Annotated in this window: 16 protein-coding genes; all 16 read left to right on the forward strand. The window is 69.0% G+C overall.

What is annotated here, in order from left to right:
- The 16 genes from ftsW to hisD all read left to right on the forward strand — a co-directional run bounded on the left by ftsW (window position 1) and on the right by hisD (window position 17,753).
- Window positions 1–1,443 (forward strand): putative lipid II flippase FtsW, encoded by a 1,443-nt coding sequence (gene ftsW, locus AB5L97_RS08255; protein ID WP_369047150.1) that lies wholly within the window; start codon window positions 1–3, stop codon window positions 1,441–1,443.
- Entirely contained in the window at window positions 1,440–2,594 is a 1,155-nt protein-coding gene (gene murG / locus AB5L97_RS08260; RefSeq protein WP_369047151.1) for an undecaprenyldiphospho-muramoylpentapeptide beta-N-acetylglucosaminyltransferase, read from the forward strand. Before ftsW ends, murG begins: the two co-directional genes overlap by 4 nt.
- Entirely contained in the window at window positions 2,591–4,057 is a 1,467-nt protein-coding gene (gene murC, locus AB5L97_RS08265; RefSeq protein WP_369047152.1) for a UDP-N-acetylmuramate--L-alanine ligase, read from the forward strand. Before murG ends, murC begins: the two co-directional genes overlap by 4 nt.
- A gap of 25 nt (window positions 4,058–4,082) precedes the next feature.
- Complete coding sequence (locus tag AB5L97_RS08270; protein WP_369047153.1) at window positions 4,083–5,261, forward strand: cell division protein FtsQ/DivIB; 1,179 nt, start codon at window positions 4,083–4,085, stop codon at window positions 5,259–5,261.
- A gap of 192 nt (window positions 5,262–5,453) precedes the next feature.
- Complete coding sequence (gene ftsZ, locus AB5L97_RS08275; protein WP_369047154.1) at window positions 5,454–6,683, forward strand: cell division protein FtsZ; 1,230 nt, start codon at window positions 5,454–5,456, stop codon at window positions 6,681–6,683.
- On the forward strand, window positions 6,680–7,405 hold the full coding sequence (locus AB5L97_RS08280; RefSeq protein WP_369047155.1) for a polyphenol oxidase family protein: 726 nt from the start codon (window positions 6,680–6,682) through the stop codon (window positions 7,403–7,405). Before ftsZ ends, AB5L97_RS08280 begins: the two co-directional genes overlap by 4 nt.
- Window positions 7,398–8,117, forward strand: a complete 720-nt coding sequence (locus AB5L97_RS08285) for a YggS family pyridoxal phosphate-dependent enzyme (RefSeq protein WP_307956607.1) — start codon at window positions 7,398–7,400, stop codon at window positions 8,115–8,117. Before AB5L97_RS08280 ends, AB5L97_RS08285 begins: the two co-directional genes overlap by 8 nt.
- An 81-nt stretch (window positions 8,118–8,198) precedes the next feature.
- Window positions 8,199–8,714 carry a cell division protein SepF gene (locus AB5L97_RS08290; RefSeq protein WP_307956606.1) on the forward strand — a complete coding sequence of 172 codons (516 nt, stop codon included), beginning with the start codon at window positions 8,199–8,201 and terminating at the stop codon, window positions 8,712–8,714.
- 13 nt (window positions 8,715–8,727) lie between these two features.
- Complete coding sequence (locus tag AB5L97_RS08295) at window positions 8,728–9,015, forward strand: YggT family protein (RefSeq protein WP_307956605.1); 288 nt, start codon at window positions 8,728–8,730, stop codon at window positions 9,013–9,015.
- Between the two features lie 138 nt (window positions 9,016–9,153).
- Window positions 9,154–9,819 carry a DivIVA domain-containing protein gene (locus AB5L97_RS08300; protein ID WP_307956604.1) on the forward strand — a complete coding sequence of 222 codons (666 nt, stop codon included), beginning with the start codon at window positions 9,154–9,156 and terminating at the stop codon, window positions 9,817–9,819.
- A gap of 71 nt (window positions 9,820–9,890) precedes the next feature.
- Window positions 9,891–10,478: a signal peptidase II gene (gene lspA / locus AB5L97_RS08305; RefSeq protein WP_307956603.1), complete on the forward strand. Its 588-nt coding sequence runs from the start codon at window positions 9,891–9,893 to the stop codon at window positions 10,476–10,478.
- Window positions 10,471–11,403 (forward strand): RluA family pseudouridine synthase, encoded by a 933-nt coding sequence (locus tag AB5L97_RS08310; protein WP_307956602.1) that lies wholly within the window; start codon window positions 10,471–10,473, stop codon window positions 11,401–11,403. Before lspA ends, AB5L97_RS08310 begins: the two co-directional genes overlap by 8 nt.
- A gap of 59 nt (window positions 11,404–11,462) precedes the next feature.
- Window positions 11,463–12,080, forward strand: a complete 618-nt coding sequence (locus AB5L97_RS08315; RefSeq protein WP_369047156.1) for a hypothetical protein — start codon at window positions 11,463–11,465, stop codon at window positions 12,078–12,080.
- A gap of 68 nt (window positions 12,081–12,148) precedes the next feature.
- Window positions 12,149–15,682, forward strand: coding sequence for a DNA polymerase III subunit alpha (gene dnaE, locus AB5L97_RS08320; RefSeq protein WP_369047157.1), 3,534 nt, complete (start codon window positions 12,149–12,151; stop codon window positions 15,680–15,682).
- Between the two features lie 10 nt (window positions 15,683–15,692).
- On the forward strand, window positions 15,693–16,328 hold the full coding sequence (locus AB5L97_RS08325) for a hypothetical protein (protein WP_369047158.1): 636 nt from the start codon (window positions 15,693–15,695) through the stop codon (window positions 16,326–16,328).
- A 27-nt stretch (window positions 16,329–16,355) separates the two neighbouring features.
- Window positions 16,356–17,753 carry a histidinol dehydrogenase gene (gene hisD, locus AB5L97_RS08330; RefSeq protein ID WP_369047159.1) on the forward strand — a complete coding sequence of 466 codons (1,398 nt, stop codon included), beginning with the start codon at window positions 16,356–16,358 and terminating at the stop codon, window positions 17,751–17,753.
- Window positions 17,754–17,823: the final 70 nt, after the last annotated feature.

The raw sequence follows: 17,823 nt of genomic DNA on the forward strand, positions 1-17,823 counted from the left end.
ATGGCCAGCACGGCGCAGCGGACCCCCCCAGCGCCCCTGCGAGCGGCAGTTGGCCTCTGGCGGCGGATCGTGCGCATCGATTCAGCGAGCAGCGGCACGAGCTACTACCTCATCCTCGGTGCCACTCTGGCGCTCACGGCGATCGGCATCATGATGGTGCTCTCGGCCTCAAGCGTCGAGAGCATCGCCGCCGGGGACAGCCCGTACACCGCAGCACTCAAGCAGGGGCTCTTCGGAGCCCTTGGCCTCGTGGGCATGCTCGTCCTCTCCCGGATCAACGTGCGCTGGCTCAAGCGCCTCGCGTGGCCCGGGATCGGCGTCACGATGGTTCTCCTCGCCCTCGTCCAACTCGTGGGGCGCCGCGTGCTCGGCAACCGCAACTGGATCGACATCGGCGGCTTCAGCCTCCAGCCGTCCGAGTTCGCCAAGCTCCTGCTGGCCCTGTGGATGGCCACGATCCTGAACAAGAAGGCCAAGCTCATGGACAACTGGGTCCATGCGCTCATCCCCGTTGTCCCCGTGGGGCTCGGCGTGGCTGGCCTCGTCATCCTGGGGCACGACCTGGGGACGACCCTCATCATCCTGCTCATCGTGGTCGGTGCCCTCTTCTACGCCGGAGTGCCGACCAAGCTGTTCGTGACGTCCGGCCTGCTCCTCGCCCTCGGCGCGATCGGCTTCGCGATCACGAGTCCCAACCGCATGTGCCGCCTCTACGCGTGGGTCGGGCAGACCCCCGACATCTGCACCGCCGATGGCGGTGACTTCACCTACCAGGTGCAGAACGGCCTGTTCGGACTCGCCTCCGGCGGCTGGTTCGGGGTGGGCCTCGGCCAGAGCCGCCAGAAGTACAGTTGGCTCCCGGAAGCCCAGAACGACTTCATCTTCGCTGTGCTCGGCGAGGAGCTCGGGCTCATCGGGACCCTGCTGGTGCTCGGGCTCTTCGCGGTGCTGGCGGTCGCCGTGTTCCGCGTCGTGTCCAGGCAGGGAGAGCTCTTCCCCCGAATCCTCGGCGGCACCATCATGGCCTGGATCCTCGGCCAGGCAGCGCTCAACATGGCCATGGTCACGGGCATCGCCCCGGTCATCGGGGTTCCGCTGCCGTTCATTTCCTCGGGTGGCTCGGCCCTCGTGAGCTGCCTGTGCGCCATCGGCGTAGTCTTGTCCTTGGCCCGCGAGGACATGCGTCCTACACGGCGCATGCGAGAGAAAGTCCGCAAGGCGAGGGCGCCCCGGAAGGGTGCCGTAGCCCCGGACCGCAGACCCAAAGCGAGTGCGGCCGCGCCGGTCGCCAGCCGGGCCGCGCGCCCGAGCAAGGCTGGCAGTACGAGCCGGGCCGCCACCCCCAGCAGTGCCTCCAGTCCGCGCAGTGCCGCGGGTCGGAGCAGCACAGCCCAGGGCAGAGGCACCAACCACGCACAACGGAAGGCCACGACCAACCCATGACCCTCGAGGATCCCGCAGGGACCCCGGCCGAGTCCTCCGGACCCTCCGTCGTGCTCGCGGGCGGCGGTACGGCCGGGCATATCAGCCCGCTGCTCGCTATTGCCCGTGCGGTCGTCGACGCATCACCTGACGCGCGCATCCTCGCCGTCGGCACGGCCAGCGGAATGGAGACCCGGATCGTTCCCGAGGCCGGATTCGAGCTCGCCGTGATCGACCGTGTACCTCTCCCGCGCAGGCCCACCATGGACCTGCTGCGCCTTCCAGGGCGCTTCGTGAAGGCGGTCCGGCAGTCTGAGGCCATCCTCGATTCGGCACAGGCCGATGTCCTTGTGGGAGTCGGCGGCTACGTGTGTACCCCGATGTACCTCGCGGCACGCAGGCGCGGCGTGCCGATCGTGATCCACGAGGCGAACACGCGTGCAGGCATCGCCAATCGTGTCGGTGCCGCATTCACCCAACGGGTCGGCAAGGCGTTCCCCGCGACCAGACTGCGGCACTCCCGTGTGGTCGGCATGCCCATGCGCCGCGAGATCTCGGGACTGGACCGCGCCGCGGCCCGGCACGATGCCCGTGTGCGCCTCGGGCTCGATCCGAATGCGACGACGCTCGTCGTCACCGGCGGCTCGCTGGGCGCGGCAAGCCTCAACCGGACGATCGCCTCCTCGCTCGACGCGATGGCCCACGCCGGCATCCAGACGCTCCACATCACTGGGCGGGGCAAGACGGTCAACGGGCCGGACGGCCTGGAGTTGCGCGCCCCCGGATACCGTCAGGTCGAGTACATCGACGGCATGGAGGAGGCCTACGCCGCCGCAGACCTCATCCTCTGCCGTTCGGGCGCGGGCACCGTGTGCGAGGTCGCAGCGGTGGGACTCCCCGCGGTCTTCGTCCCCCTGCCCATCGGCAACGGCGAGCAGGCCCTCAACGCCCGCGGGCTGGTCGACTCCGGTGCCGCGGTCATGGTCCGCGACGCGGACTTCACTCCGGAATGGCTCGATGCTACCGTCCTGCCGCTGCTCGGCAGCCCGGAGAGGCTCGCCGAGATGTCCCGCAGGGCCTCCGAACAGGGGATCCGGGACGCGGACACGCAGATGGCGGCGATGGCCCTTGCCGCAGCCGAGGGCAGGATCCAGGAAGGAACACGCGCATGAGCCCCAATGAGACGCTTCCGGAGGGGCTCGAGGAGCTCGGCAGGGTCCATTTCGTGGGCATCGGCGGGGTGGGCATGTCCGCCGTCGCGCGCGTCATGGTGGCCCGCGGCGTTCCCGTGAGCGGCTCGGACGCGAAGGACCTGCCCGTCATGGCCGATCTGGCGACGCTGGGCGCACGGATCGCCGTCGGGTACGCGGCCGAGAACCTCGGCGACGCGGAGACCGTGGTGCGCGGCTCTGCCATCCGTGCCGACAACCCCGAGCTCGTCGAGGCGACGTCGCGCGGTCTGCGGGTTCTCCACCGCTCAGAGGCCCTCGCCGCGACCATGGCCGGAGACCACGTCATCGCCGTGGCCGGAACGCATGGCAAGACCACCACTACCTCCATGGTGACCTGGATGCTCCGCGGGGCCGGCCTCGACCCGAGCTTCGCCATCGGCGCCAACGTGCCGGCACTCGGTGTCAACGCCGCCGCGGGGGAGAGCGGCATCTTCGTCGCCGAAGCCGACGAGTCCGATGCCTCGTTCCTCAACTACCGGCCGGTGACCGCGATCATCACCAACGTCGAAGCCGATCACCTCGACCACTACGGGACCGCCGAGGCTGTCCACGAGGCGTTCGACCAGTTCGCCGCGCTCGTGCCCCGGCACGGGCTCGTCCTCGCGTGCGCCGACGATCCCGGCGCCCGCGCCGTGGCCGAAGGCCTCCGTAGCCATGAGGGCGCTCCGCGTGTGCTCCTGTACGGCACTGCGGGCGACGCCGACGTGCGCCTCCGCTTCGATCCCGCCGGCTCCGAGGTGCTGTGGGACGGCCGCACCTCGGTGCTTCCCCTGCGTGTCCCCGGGCTCCACAATGCGCTCAACGCCGCCGGGGCCTTCGCCGCGGCGGTCGACGCCGGTGCGGACCCCGAACGTGCCGCCGCGTCCCTCGCCGACTTCTCCGGTGCGGCCAGGCGCTTCGAGCTCAAGGGAGAGGTGGGCGGCGTCCGCGTCTTCGACGACTACGCCCATCACCCCACCGAGGTGCGAGCCGCGCTCGCCGCAGCCCGCGCCGTCGCCGGTGGCCACGGTGTCCACGTGCTCTTCCAGCCCCACCTGTTCTCCCGCACCCGCGAGTTCGCGGCAGCCTTCGCCGATGCCCTGTCAGGAGCTGACACGGTCCGTGTCATGGACATCTATCCGGCGCGCGAGGACCCGATCCCCGGCGTGACGAGCGAGCTAGTGACCGCGCACCTTCCGGCGGGTTCCTACGCCGCCGGCGCCGAGACCGCCGTCGCAGAGCTCGCGGCCGCGGCGCAGCCCGGCGACATCGTGCTCACGGTCGGCGCCGGCGATGTCACGTTCCAAGGCCCCGAGATCCTGAAGGCCCTTGCCGCGAAGGCCGGTCATTCTGTTTCCTCCGATGCTGTTGGCCAGTCCGACGCCGCTGTCGCCGCCAGCCGTGAGGCTCCGCATGACTCCTAGCGGACGCGTGCCCAGAGTCCCGAGGGTGCCTCGCCAGCCGCGCCCCGGCGGTGCGGCTCCCCAGGGCACCCAAGCGCGGCGCACGCAGGAGCAGGGCTCGGGGTCGGAGCACCTGACCGAGCCGGCAGAGCGTGCCGCGGACCGGTTCGGCGTGCCTTCCGATCGATCGCGCACGGCTTCTGACCAGACTGGCCCTCCAGCGGCCGCACGAACGGCGGGCGACGCCGCCCGGTCGCCGTCGGGCGGTCGGGTGACGGTCGGCAACGGGGCCAAGGTGACGCGGCTCAGCCCCGCGCGGGACGGCGTCGACGGGCGAGGAGCGCCGACGGACGCGAGAACGCCCGACGCGTCCACACCGGAGCCAGAGAGGTCGCGGAAACGCGAAGGTCCCCGCTTCCGATTCGGCCGCGGCACAGGGAAAGCCACGGTGGGGCCGGGCACCGGCGGCCAGACAGCCGAGGGCCCGGGATCGGCCGAGGTGCTCGCCTTCCCCGAGCCCCCGGCGAAGCGCCATCGTCGGCACGTGCTGATCGGAGGTATCGCCGCCGTGGCCGTCGTGGCGGGGCTGTTCGCGATGCTTCTCTTCACGCCGCTCATCGCGGTGCGCAAGATCACCGTCCAGGGCACCCATCTGCTTCCGGTGCAGCGGATCGATTCCGCCCTCGGCCCCCTCCGGGGCAGGCCGCTGGCCACGGTGGGAAGTGATGACGTCGCGAGGCTCCTGGGCCAGTTCGTCGAGGTCAAGAGTGTTAAATCCCGGGCTGTGCCGCCCGATACGCTCGTGGTCCAGATCGCGGAACGCGTGCCCGTGGCTCTCGTGAAACAGGACAAGAAGCTCTTGATCGTGGACGGCGACGGCGTGGTCCTCGGTGAGGCCGCCGACCTCTCGCAGTACGCGGTGCCGGTGATCGACGGCTCAGCCATGCCCATGGGCCAGTCGGTGTTCCGGGCCGTGACGGCTGTGCTCGCAGCCCTCCCGGCCGATGTTCTGGGCAAGCTCGCGACAGCCTCGGCCCAGTCGGCGGACTCTGTTGAGCTCAAGTTGTCGGATGGTCGCACGGTACTGTGGGGGAATGCCGATGACCGCGAGCTCAAGGCCAGAGTCCTCTCGGCCCTCATGAAGGCGGCGGAGTCCCCCGTGAAGGGGCAGGCTCCTCCGCAGGTCTTCGATGTCAGCACCCCGCGTCACCCGGTGACGCATTGACGGGCGAGCCCCAGAGAGAGCGAGCGGGGCAATGGCGCGACACGCCTCGACGGTCGTTGCGCGCCCCGAGGGCGCCCCATACCGTCTTCCTAAGAGCTACTTGACATAACTATAACCCTCAAGTTGAAGGTTAAGGTTGTGGACTCCGAGCTTTTGCAGAACCAGCAGGCTTTCGAACAAGGGACACTCAACGTGGCAGCACCGCAGAACTACTTGGCCGTCATCAAGGTCGTCGGCATTGGCGGCGGTGGCGTGAACGCAGTCAACCGCATGATCGAAGTCGGTCTGCGAGGTGTGGAGTTCATCGCCATCAATACCGACGCCCAGGCGCTGCTGATGAGTGACGCGGACGTCAAGCTCGACGTCGGCCGCGAGCTCACCCGCGGCCTCGGCGCCGGCGCCAACCCCGATGTGGGCCGCCAGGCCGCTGAGGACCACTCTGACGAGATCGAGGAGGTCCTCCGCGGGGCCGACATGGTCTTCGTGACTGCTGGAGAGGGCGGCGGCACGGGCACCGGGGGCGCACCTGTCGTTGCCCGCATCGCCCGCAGCCTCGGCGCCCTGACGATCGGCGTCGTCACCCGTCCGTTCACCTTCGAGGGCCGCCGCCGTGCTTCGAGCGCCGAGAACGGCATCGAGGCGCTGCGCGACGAGGTCGACACGCTCATCGTGATCCCGAACGACCGCCTGCTCTCCATCAGTGACCGCAACGTCTCCGTCCTGGATGCCTTCCGGTCGGCGGACCAGGTGCTGCTTTCCGGTGTCCAGGGCATCACCGACCTCATCACCACCCCGGGCCTGATCAACCTCGACTTCGCGGACGTCAAGTCCGTCATGCAGGGCGCCGGCTCGGCCCTCATGGGCATCGGCTCCGCCCGGGGCGAGGACCGTGCCGTCAAAGCCGCTGAACTCGCGATCGCCTCGCCGCTCCTCGAGGCCTCGATCGATGGTGCCCACGGCGTCTTGCTCTCCATCCAGGGCGGCAGCGACCTCGGCCTCTTCGAGATCAACGAGGCCGCACGACTCGTCCAAGAGGTCGCGCACCCCGAGGCCAACATCATCTTCGGTGCCGTGATCGACGACGCGCTCGGCGACGAGGCGCGCGTGACCGTCATCGCGGCGGGGTTCGACGACGTCAAGGCTACGTCGCCCTCGCTCGAGGACGTCAAGGCTGCGCAGGTGCCAGCCCCGCCCGCCCCCGTCGCCGCACCCCACGCAGCGGCGGCAGGCAACGGCGGATCGCCCCTGGCGCCGCGTCCTGCTCAGCCGGTCGCGTCGCACGCCGGGCTGAGCCAGTGGAGCCAGGGCCACACGGGCCTGCCCGCGGACGGTGGGTTCGACGTCGAGCTTCCCGCCGTCGTCGAGCCGGACCTGTCGGGCAACCGCAACGACGACCTCGACGTGCCCGACTTCCTCAAGTGAGCGACGGCTCCGTCGAGGGTCCGCAGGCCGAGAATCTCTTCTGGTGGCGCCGGGATGTCCGTCCCGGCGTCACGGTCGCGTTCACGCGGTCCGCCGCGGGCAACCTCGCGTTCCACGTCGGGACTGATGACGACGCCGTGAAGCGCCACCGGGAGTCCCTCGCCGCCGCGGCGGGGGTGCCGTCATTCCAGTACATGAGCCAGGTGCACGGCCGTGACACGGCGTGGGCCGGCGTCGATCAGTGTCCGACCGCGGATGCGCTCCTGTCCCGTGGTGAGCCGGTCGCGGTGATGGTCGCAGACTGTGTCCCGATCGTGATCGTCGGAGAGTTCGAGGACGGCAGCCCTGCGCTGGCCACAGTGCACGCGGGCCGACCGGGGTTGGCCGCAGGAGTCGTGCCAGAGGCGGTCGGCCAGCTCAGAGATGCTGGTGCCCGAGGTCTTGAGGCGTGGCTGGGCCCCAGCATCTGCGGCAGCTGCTACGAGGTGCCCGAGCAGATGCGCGACGAGGTCAACCGCGTCGTCCCGGGAACGGCGGCCACGACGAGCTGGGGGACCCCTTCGCTCGACCTTCCGGCGGGCGTCAGGTCCCAGCTCGAGGCCGCAGGCGTCGCTGTGCACCGAGACGCCGAGGCCTGCACCTACGAGCATCGCGAGTTCTTCTCCCATCGGCGCGAGCCCGGTGTCGGCCGCATTGCGGGTGTGGCGTGGAGCCATGGCTGAGCACATCGGAAACGGGGGACGTCGGGCCGAGCTCGCGGCGAATCTGACACGGGTCCGGGAACGCATCCGGGCCGCGTGCGAGGCCGCCGGCCGTGCTGACGAGCCTGAGCTCATCGTGGTGACCAAGTTCCATCCTGCGTCCGATGTGAGGCTGCTCGCCGAGCTTGGGGTTACCGATGTCGGTGAGAACCGCGATCAGGAAGCCTCGGCAAAGGCTGCGGAACTCGCGGACCTGCCGCTCACGTGGCACTTCATCGGACAGCTGCAGACCAACAAGGCCAAGAGCGTGGTCCGCTACGCGGACGTCATCCACTCCATCGACCGATCGTCGCTCGTCGGCGCCCTCGGCAAGGCGGCAGCCGCGGCAGGGCTTCAGGATCTTGCGTGCCTGGTCCAGGTCAACCTCGACCCCGAGGCCGCTCCCGGACGAGGGGGAGCGCTCCCCGCCGAGGTGCCCGCTCTCTCGCAGCTCATCGACGACACGCCCGGATTGAAGATCGCGGGGGTCATGGCCGTGGCACCGCTCGGCGCCGACCCGGCGGCGGCGTTCAGGCGTCTCATGGCGGTCTCGGCGGGCATGAGGGCGCGGTTCTCGGCCGCCACGATGGTTTCGGCCGGGATGAGCCAGGACCTCGAGGCGGCCGTGGCCGCCGGTGCGACACACCTGCGGATTGGCACCGATGTCCTCGGTGCGCGTCCAGCGGTGGGGTAGCTTCAAAGTGCCGGGACCTTCTGGGCCGAGTGATCCGGCGTTGCGTTTGCACACCGACCGGCCCGAGGAAAGGAGTCGAGCATGGCTGGCGCTCTGCGCAAGACGATGATCTACCTCGGTCTGGCGGACGGCGACGAGCAGTTCGAGACCGAGACACACCACGCACGGACAGAAGAGGAACAGCCGGTGCACACAGAGCGCGAAGAACGCCGCACGGTGCTGGCCACCCGCGAGGCGGCCCCTGCCGAGGTTGAGGAGTATCGTGCTCCCGTGACACCTATCAAGCGGGCCGCCGCCGTGCGCGACGACGGCGGACTTCGCCAGATCACCACCGTGCATCCGCGCTCGTACAATGATGCAAAGGTTATCGGCGAGAACTTCCGGGATGGAATCCCTGTGATCATGAACGTCACGGATATGGGCGAGGCAGACGCGAAGCGCCTCGTGGACTTCTCCGCGGGGCTCGTGTTCGGCCTCCACGGGAGCATCGAACGCGTCACGAACAAGGTGTTCCTGCTGTCGCCGTCGAACATCGAAGTCCTCGGTGAGGACAAGAAGGCCACCGAGACCCAGGCAACCTTCTTCAACCAGAGCTGATCCGCGGAGACCCATGGGCATCCTGTTCGCCGTCCTGTACCTGCTCCTTGAGCTGTTCTTCCTAGCGCTCGTCGCCCGTCTGGTGTTCGACTGGGTGCAGTCGTTCGCGAGGTCGTGGCGTCCGAGGGGCGCGGCCCTCGTGGCCGCAAGTGCCGTGTACTCGGTGACCGATCCGCCCATGAAACTGTCCCGGCGATGGTTCAAGCCACTGCGGCTTGGTGCGATGAGCCTTGACCTGGCTTTCATCGTGCTCATCATCGTCGTGGTGATCGCTATGGCGGTCGTTACGAATCTCGCGTAGGTTCGTGGCAGAGTAGTCCGCTGAACACCCGTCCGCCACCTCAGGCAAGTGGGCGAGTGGAGCAGCAGGTAACAATTCAGATACGGTAGTAACGGTGGCGGACGCTGCCCGATCTATTGAGACCCAAGAGGTGAGCAGATGGCTCTGACGCCAGAAGACGTTGTCAACAAGCGGTTCCAGCCGACGAAGTTCCGCGAGGGCTACGACCAGGACGAAGTAGACGACTTCCTCGACGAGATCGTCATCGAGCTCCGCCGCCTTAATCAGGAGAACGACGAGCTCCGCAAGAAGGTCGCCGAGCTCTCCAGCAAGGAAGGCGCGCCCCAGGCTGCCGAGAAGCCGGCAGCCCCGGAGGTTCGCGAGGAGGCCAAGCCGGCCCCCGCCAAGGTCGCCGAGGTTCCCGCGCCGACCCAGGCGGCGCCCATCGCGCCGTCCGCTGCCCCCGGTCCTCAGGCCGCGGGCGGCCGTTCAACGGCCGCCGAGTCCGCCGCCGGCCTCCTCGCCATGGCGCAGCAGATGCACGACAAGCACGTCCAGGACGGCATGGACCAGCGGGACAAGATCATCGCTGAGGCCCAGATCGAGGCAAGCGGCCTCGTCAACGACGCCCAGGAGAAGTCCCGCAAGACGCTCGGCGCCCTCGAGCAGCAGCGCTCGGTGCTCGAGCGCAAGGTTGAGCAGCTCCGCGGGTTCGAGCGTGACTACCGTTCGCGCCTCAAGAACTACATCGAGGGGCAGCTCCGCGACCTCGAGGCCCGGGGCTCCGTCGCCACGGCCGATATCTCCGACAACGCCGAGGTCTGATCACCCTCAGTCCGCAGGACCGGCGGCTGCCTCAGGCGGCCGCCGGTCCTGCGTTGCCACCGGAAAGAAGTATGGACACTACGCCTGACGCCCCCGAGGCCAGTCCCGGGCGGCGACGACGCGCCGTCGTGCTCCTGGCCCTCATCGCGGTTGTCGCCTACATCGGCGACCAGCTGACCAAGCTGTGGGTCACGAGCACCATGGTCGAGGGAGAGCGGATCCCCGTTCTGCCGCCGCTGCTGCAGTGGTACTACATCCGTAACTCGGGCGCTGCGTTCTCCATCGGCGAGGGTGTGACCTGGGTCTTCACGATCGTCATGACCGTCGTGTCCGTGGGCATCGTCATCTACTCCCGGAAGGTTCGCTCGCTGTGGTGGGGCGTCGCGCTCGGGCTTGTGCTCGGCGGAGCCCTCGGGAACCTGACGGACCGGCTGCTCCGTGAACCTTCCTTCGGCATGGGCCACGTCGTGGACTTCATCTCCCTGCCGAATTTCGCGATCTTCAATGTCGCCGACTCCGCCGTCGTGTGCGGCGTCGTGCTCGTGTGCCTTCTCACCTTGATGGGACTCTCGCCGGATGGCACGCGCCAAAGGCGCGAGAGCACGCCGCCCGACGGCGCGCCGCAGGATGGGGCATCCACCGAAGGCGAGCATGACTGAATCCGAGCACCTGCTCGTCCCGGAAGCGTTGACCGGGGCCCGGGCGGATGCCGTGCTCGCGGAGCTCCTCGGGCTCTCACGCTCCGCAGCGGCGGCACTGTTGTCCGGCGGGCACGTGCAGCTCGGCGGCAAGGCCGTGGCCAAGTCGGCCAAGCTGGGCGCCGGGGATGAGCTCGTCGTCGAGCGGCCGGAGACGCGTGACCCTCTGGAAGTAGTGGTGGAGACAGTGGACGGACTCGAGATCCTCATCGACGACGAGGACTTCGTTGTCGTCGACAAGCCGGTAGGCGTCGCCGCCCACCCGTCACCCGGCTGGGTCGGCCCCACGGTGGTCGGGGGTCTCGCAGCAGCCGGCTACCGCATCTCCACGTCCGGGGCCCCCGAACGTGCGGGGATCGTGCACCGGTTGGACGTGGGTACTTCCGGGGCAATGGTCGTGGCCAAGACCGAGCACGCCTACACGCTGCTCAAGCAGGCGTTCAAGGAGCGCACGGTCGAGAAGGTCTACCACGCGGTGGTCCAGGGGATCCCCGACCCGCTCGAGGGGACGATCGACGCCCCGATCGGCCGTCACCCGGGCTACGACTGGCGCTTCGCCGTGGTCGAGGACGGCCGCCCCTCCGTGACGCACTACGAGGTCCTCGAAGCCTTCGGGCGGGCAAGCCTGGTCGAGGTCCACCTTGAGACCGGCCGGACCCATCAGATCCGCGTCCACTTCTCAGCCTTGCACCATCCGTGCGCCGGGGACCTCACCTACGGCGCGGATCCGCGCCTCGCTGCGGATCTGGGCCTCACGCGCCAGTGGCTCCACGCCTACCGGCTCGCCTTTGCGCACCCGCGCACGGGGGAGCGCGTTGAGGCTGTGAGTCCTTACCCGGCGGACCTCGAGTACGCCCTCGATGCTCTGCGCGAGGGGCGCGTGTAGGTCTGCTCGGCGCGTTGACCGCTCCGGGCGCCGGGCCCTACGCTGACGGCGGAGGGAGCATGATGGGACGCGCCTCAGACTTGGACAGCCCGCTGGGTCAGGATGATCTGTCGGTGCGCCGAGCGGCCAAGACGGCCATAGGCGCCGCAGGAGTCTGGCTGATCGGCATCGCTCCGATTCCCCGGGTCTACACCGAGCCCGACGCCGCCAAACGGCTCGAACTGCTGAAGGCGGGCCGGGTCGAGTGGGTGCTCGGCGAACATCTGGCGGCGGCGGGCACGGCCGCAGTCCCAGCCGCCTTCGCGCGCTTGGCGATCGCGCTCCCGGCCGGACGCGCCAAGAAGCTCGTCGCGGTCGCAGCGAGCGCCCTCCTCGCGGGAGCGCCGCTCTTCGTCTCGGAGATCGCCACGCGGACCTCCGACATTGAGTGGTTCGCGGCCCGCAGGGGCGCCCTGTGGCCCTTCAGAACGTATGCGTGGCTCCACGTCGTGGCCCTCGGCTCGCTCGCGGGAGCCCTCTGGTCGATGCCGGGCCACCGGAGGGAGGCGGCCGCCGTCGGACTCCTCGCGACCGGGACGGGAGCCGTGCTCGCACGCACCGGCGACGTGGTGCCGGCCGTGTTCTATCTCGGCGAGCAGATCGCCGCGGCGAGCTTGCTCAGGCGCAAGGCGGGCTGAAGGCGCGACGGCGCGGGCCGCCGTCGTGTCTCCCCGCACCCTCGTGGGGCGGCGCCTAGACTGGTGCGGTGACTTCCAGCGGTTCCTTCGTCCACCTCCACAACCACACCGAGTACTCGATGCTCGACGGCGCGGCGAGGCTCGGGGACCTGTTCAGCCACGCCGAGGAGCTGGGCATGAACGCCCTAGCGACCACCGACCACGGGTTCGTGTTCGGGGCGTTCGACTTCTGGAACAAGGCCAACAACGCCGGCATCAAGCCGATCGTCGGCGTCGAGGCCTATCTGACGCCGGGCACCGCACGCCAGGACAAGACCCGCGTGCGGTGGGGCGAGGGCGGTCGCGACGACGTCTCCGGTGCCGGTGCATACACGCACATGACGATGTGGGCCGAGACCACCGAGGGCATGCACAACCTCTTCCGCATGTCCTCACTCGCCTCGCTCGAGGGGTACCTCTACAAGCCCCGCATGGACCGGGATCTCCTGCAGACCTACGGCAAGGGTCTCATCGCGACGACCGGCTGCCCCTCAGGCGAGGTCCAGACGAAGCTGCGCCTGGGCCTGTACAGGGAGGCCCGCGAGGCCGCCGCGGAGTTCCGGGACATTTTCGGCGAGGGCAACTTCTTCTGCGAGCTCATGGATCACGGCCTGGACATCGAGCGGAACGTGCAGGCGGACCTCATCAAGCTCGCGAAGGACGTCGGCCTCCCGCTTGTCGCGACCAATGACCTCCACTACACGCATGCCGAGGACGCCTCGAGCCACGCGGCGCTTCTGTGCGTCCAGTCCGGCTCGGCCCTCGCGGATCCGAAGCGCTTCAAATTCGACGCGGACGAGTTCTACCTCAAGTCTCCGGCCGAGATGCGCGCGATCTTCGGCGACCACCCCGACGCCTGCGACAACACCCTGCTCATCGCGGAGCGTTGCGACGTGGGGTTCAACACCAAGGCCAGCTATATGCCCCGTTTCCCCTGCCCCGAGGGGGAGAACGAGGAGTCGTGGTTCGTCAAGGAGGTCGAGCGGGGACTGCACTACCGGTTCCCCGCGGGCATCCCGGACGAGGTCCGCAAGCAGGCCGAATACGAGATCGGCATCATCACCCAGATGGGCTTCCCCGGGTACTTCCTCGTGGTCGCGGACTTCATCAACTGGGCCAAGGACAACGGCATCCGCGTGGGGCCGGGCCGTGGCTCGGGCGCTGGATCGATGGCCGCCTACGCGATGCGCATCACCGACCTCAACCCGCTCGCCCACGGGCTCATCTTCGAGCGCTTCCTCAATCCGGACCGCGTCTCGATGCCGGACTTCGACGTCGACTTCGATGATCGCCGCCGCTCCGAGGTCATCAAGTATGTGACCGAGAAGTACGGCGACGACCGCGTGGCCATGATCGTCACCTACGGCACCATCAAGGCCAAGCAGGCGCTCAAGGACTCCTCACGCGTGCTCGGCTACCCGTTCTCCGTGGGGGAGCGGCTCACGAAGGCCATGCCGCCGGACGTCATGGGCAAGGGCATGCCGCTTGCCGACATCCACAATCCCGAGGCGAAGCGGTACGGCGAGGCCGAGGAGATGCGGGAGCTCCTGCGCACGGACGCCGACTCGCAGCGCGTCTTCGAGACGGCCACCGGGCTCGAGGGCCTCAAGCGTCAGTGGGGCGTGCACGCGGCCGGCGTCATCATGTCCTCGCACCCGCTCATCGACATCGTGCCGATCATGCGCCGAGAGCAGGACGGCCAGGTCATCACGCAGTTCGATTACCCGACCTGCGAGGGCCTCGGCCTGATCAAGATGGACTTCCTCGGCCTGAGGAACCTGACGATCATCACGGATGCCCTCGACAACATCAAGGCCAACCAGGGCATCGACCTGGACCTTGAGCGGCTCGAGCTCGACGACGCCGCCTCGTACGAGCTGCTGGCCCGTGGCGACACCCTAGGCGTCTTCCAGCTCGACGGCGGCCCTATGCGCTCACTCCTGAAGCTCATGCGCCCCGACAACTTCGAGGACATCTCCGCCGTCCTGGCGCTCTACCGCCCGGGTCCGATGGGCGCGAACGCCCACACCAACTATGCGCTGCGCAAGACCAAGCAGCAGGAGATCACCCCGATCCACCCCGAGCTCGAGGAGCCCCTGCGGGACATCCTCAACACGACCTACGGCCTGATCGTGTACCAGGAGCAGGTCATGGCCATTGCACAGAAGGTCGCGGGCTACTCGCTCGGCCAGGCAGACATCCTGCGCCGCGCGATGGGCAAGAAGAAGAAGTCGGAGCTGGACAAGCAGTTCGAGGGCTTCTCGGGCGGCATGCAGGACCGCGGCTATTCCGACGCCGCGGTCAAGGCCCTGTGGGACATCCTCCTGCCCTTCTCCGACTACGCGTTCAACAAGGCCCACTCGGCGGCCTACGGTGTGGTCTCGTACTGGACGGCGTACCTCAAGGCGCACTTCCCGGCCGAGTACATGGCGGCACTGCTCACGTCGGTGGGCGACGACAAGGACAAGTCGGCGATGTACCTCAACGAGTGCCGGCACATGGGCATCACGGTCCTCCCGCCGGACGTCAACGAGTCCTCCCTCAACTTCACCCCGGTCGGGAAGGACATCCGCTTCGGCATGGGTGCCATCCGCAACGTGGGGGCCAACGTGGTGCACGCGATGGTTGGTGCACGCGAGGAGAAGGGCGCCTTCGCGGGGTTCTCCGACTTCCTCACGAAGGTCCCGGCCGTGGTCTGCAACAAGCGCACCATCGAGTCGCTGGTCAAGGCCGGCGCCTTCGATTCCCTCGGCCACGCGCGCCGGTCCCTCGCGATGATCCATGAGGAGGCCGTCGACGCCGTCATCACCCTCAAGCGCAACGAGGCCAACAACCAGTTCGACCTCTTCAGCGCTTTCGGGGCCGCTGAGGGCGACCCCGGCGCCGGTCTCGCGGTGGAGGTCCCGGACCTCCCCGAGTGGGAGAAGAAGGACAAACTCGCCTTCGAGCGGGACATGCTGGGCCTCTACGTCTCGGACCACCCGCTTCAAGGGCTCGAGGGCGTGCTCTCGCAGCACGCGGAGGCCGGGATCAACACGCTCATCGCGGATGAGGGTCCGGGCGACGGCTCGATCGTCACCATCGCAGGTATGATCACGTCGCTTTCCCGGCGCATCGCCAAGTCGAGCGGCAACGCCTACGCGCGGGCGGAGATCGAAGACCTCGGAGCGTCGATCGAGGTCATGTTCTTCGGCCAGGTGTACGGCCCGATCTCCGCGATCCTCGCCGAGGACCTCATTGTGGTGGTCAAGGGTCGGCTCCAGCGGCGGGATGACGGCGCGGTGACCCTCAATGCGATGGAACTGACCGTCCCCGACCTCTCGGACGCGACCGGCGGCCCCGTGGTCATCAGCATGCCCACCCACAAGGCCACCGAGCGTGTGGTCACCCAGCTCGGGGATGTCCTGAAGACCCACCCTGGCCACAACGAGGTTCAGCTGAGGCTCCAGGGGACGCGCAGCATCGAGGTCATGCGGCTCGGCGTGCACCTGCGCGTCAACCCCAACCCGGCGCTGTTCGGTGACCTCAAGGTCCTCCTCGGCCCAGCGTGCCTCGATGCCTGAGGCGACGCCAGTGCCCGATGCAGCTGAGCCCGATGCAGGTGGGCCGGATGTGATTCCGGTCCCTGATGCGACTCCGCAGCCCGAGGGCGCCTCTGAGCTCGCTGCCGCGCCGGTTCTCGTGCCCGATACCCTGTCCAGGCCCGTGCCCGGCCTCGTGCCCGGCGCCGCACCCGACCCCCGGCAGGGCGGCTCCAGAGATGAACGCCGTTCTCTCCTGAGGTGGACGGTGTTCCCGGTCCTCGCTGGGCTCGTCCTCGGGACCGTCTGGGTAGTCGCCGCACCCGGTGGCCTCCTCTACGGCTTGGGAACCGAGTACGCCGCGTGGGATGAGCGGGATCTCGTGTTCGCGGGGCTCGGCCTCATCGCGGGACTCGCGATCGCCGTCGTGCTCGCCGCGACGCGCCGCCGCGTCGGCCTGCCGAATCGCGGCCTCGCCGCCCTGGCGGGGAGCGTCCTCGGATCCCTTGCGGCCTGGGGCACGGGAGTCGGGCTCGGGCGAGTCCTCGGGGCACGTGGCGTGAGCGCGTCCGTGGCCGAGTCGGCGTTCGGCCTGCAGGCCGTGAGTTCGCTCGCCGTGTGGCCGTGCGTCGTGGCCCTCATGGTGCTGGCCCTCACGACCCTCTGGTGGGCGCCGCCCCGCGAGTGACGGCGCTGGCGCCGGTAGACTGGACCGGTGACTTCCGCCGCTACCACCGCTTCCTCGCCTGCCTTCCGCACGATCGACCTGCGGGGCCACGCCCTCGGCCTCGCCGAACTGCGCGCGGCAGTTCCACGCCTCACGGCGGGCGATGGGGCGAGCGTGGAGGAGGCCGTCCGGGGCATCATCTCGCAGGTCCGGGGGAGCGGCTTCTCCGCTCTCACCGCGCTGGCTGCGAAGTTCGACAGCGTCCGGCAGCGCCACCCACGCGTCCCCGCCGAGGCCATCTCCGGTGCTCTTGCGGGGCTCGATCCCGAGGTCCGCGCCGCCCTCGAGGAATCCATTGCGAGGGCGCGGAGCTTCGCCGCGGCCCAGGTCCCGGCTGACGTCACCGTCCACCCCGCTCAGGGCGCCTCGGTTACCCAGCGGTGGGTGCCGGTCGGCCGTGTGGGCCTGTACGTCCCCGGCGGGCTCGCCGTATACCCCTCGAGCGTCGTCATGAACGTCGTCCCGGCACAGGCCGCGGGTGTTGCCTCCATCGCGCTGGCCTCGCCGCCGCAGAAGGACAACGACGGGCTCCCGCACCCCACGATCCTCGCCGCCGCCGCCCTGCTGGGCATCGACGAGGTCTACGCGATCGGCGGCGCCCAGGCGATCGTGACCTTCGCCTACGGGATTCCGGCTGCACACGACGACGCGGGCGAGCTTCCCGCGATTGCCCCGGTGGACGTCGTGACCGGACCGGGGAACATCTTCGTTGCGACGGCCAAGAGGCTCGTCAAGGGGGTCGTCGGCATCGATGCCGAGGCCGGCCCGACCGAGATCGCGATACTCGCCGATGCTGGCGCCCGGCCCGAGTTCGTCGCGGCGGACCTTATCAGCCAGGCCGAGCACGATCCCCGCGCGGGCAGCGTTCTCGTGACCGATTCGCCGGAGCTGGCTGACCGTGTCCGAGAACAGCTTGCCGTGCTCGCAGCCCGGACGAAGCACCGGGACCGCGTGGTCGAGGCGCTGTCCGGGGAGCAGTCCGGCGTCGTGCTCGTGGACACCCTGGACGCCGGCATTGCGGTGTGCGATGCCTACGCCGCCGAGCACCTTGAGATCATGACGGCAGACGCGCCGGCCATCGCCGCACGCATCCGCAACGCCGGCGCGATCTTCGTCGGCGACTACAGCCCGGTGAGCCTCGGCGACTACTGTGCCGGCTCCAACCATGTGCTGCCGACCTCGGGAACCGCCGCGTTCTCTTCGGGCCTGAACGTCACGACGTTCCTGCGCGCGATCCAGATCATCGACTATTCGGAGCCGGCCCTCTCCGGCGTCGCGCGGCACATCCGCAGCCTCTCCGACGCCGAGGACCTTCCGGCGCACGGCGACGCCGTCGAGGTCCGGTTCGCTGACGCTCTCCGGCTCTCTGGCCCTCCGGCTCTCTGACCCCCGGCTCTCTGAGGATCTCTGGACCGCAGACAACGACTGACCCCTACACATAGTGGCGGGCTGTACT

The organism is Sinomonas sp. P10A9, assembly GCF_041022165.1.
Taxonomy (GTDB): domain Bacteria; phylum Actinomycetota; class Actinomycetes; order Actinomycetales; family Micrococcaceae; genus Sinomonas; species Sinomonas puerhi.

Coding starts and splice junctions, on each gene's coding strand:
- AB5L97_RS08310 (WP_307956602.1), top strand. CDS start 10,471: ATGACTGAATCCGAGCACCTGCTCGTCCCGGAAGCGTTGACCGGGGCC.
- AB5L97_RS08295 (WP_307956605.1), top strand. CDS start 8,728: ATGGGCATCCTGTTCGCCGTCCTGTACCTGCTCCTTGAGCTGTTCTTC.
- murG (WP_369047151.1), top strand. CDS start 1,440: ATGACCCTCGAGGATCCCGCAGGGACCCCGGCCGAGTCCTCCGGACCC.
- AB5L97_RS08290 (WP_307956606.1), top strand. CDS start 8,199: ATGGCTGGCGCTCTGCGCAAGACGATGATCTACCTCGGTCTGGCGGAC.
- lspA (WP_307956603.1), top strand. CDS start 9,891: ATGGACACTACGCCTGACGCCCCCGAGGCCAGTCCCGGGCGGCGACGA.
- ftsW (WP_369047150.1), top strand. CDS start 1: ATGGCCAGCACGGCGCAGCGGACCCCCCCAGCGCCCCTGCGAGCGGCA.
- AB5L97_RS08315 (WP_369047156.1), top strand. CDS start 11,463: ATGATGGGACGCGCCTCAGACTTGGACAGCCCGCTGGGTCAGGATGAT.
- murC (WP_369047152.1), top strand. CDS start 2,591: ATGAGCCCCAATGAGACGCTTCCGGAGGGGCTCGAGGAGCTCGGCAGG.
- AB5L97_RS08285 (WP_307956607.1), top strand. CDS start 7,398: ATGGCTGAGCACATCGGAAACGGGGGACGTCGGGCCGAGCTCGCGGCG.
- AB5L97_RS08300 (WP_307956604.1), top strand. CDS start 9,154: ATGGCTCTGACGCCAGAAGACGTTGTCAACAAGCGGTTCCAGCCGACG.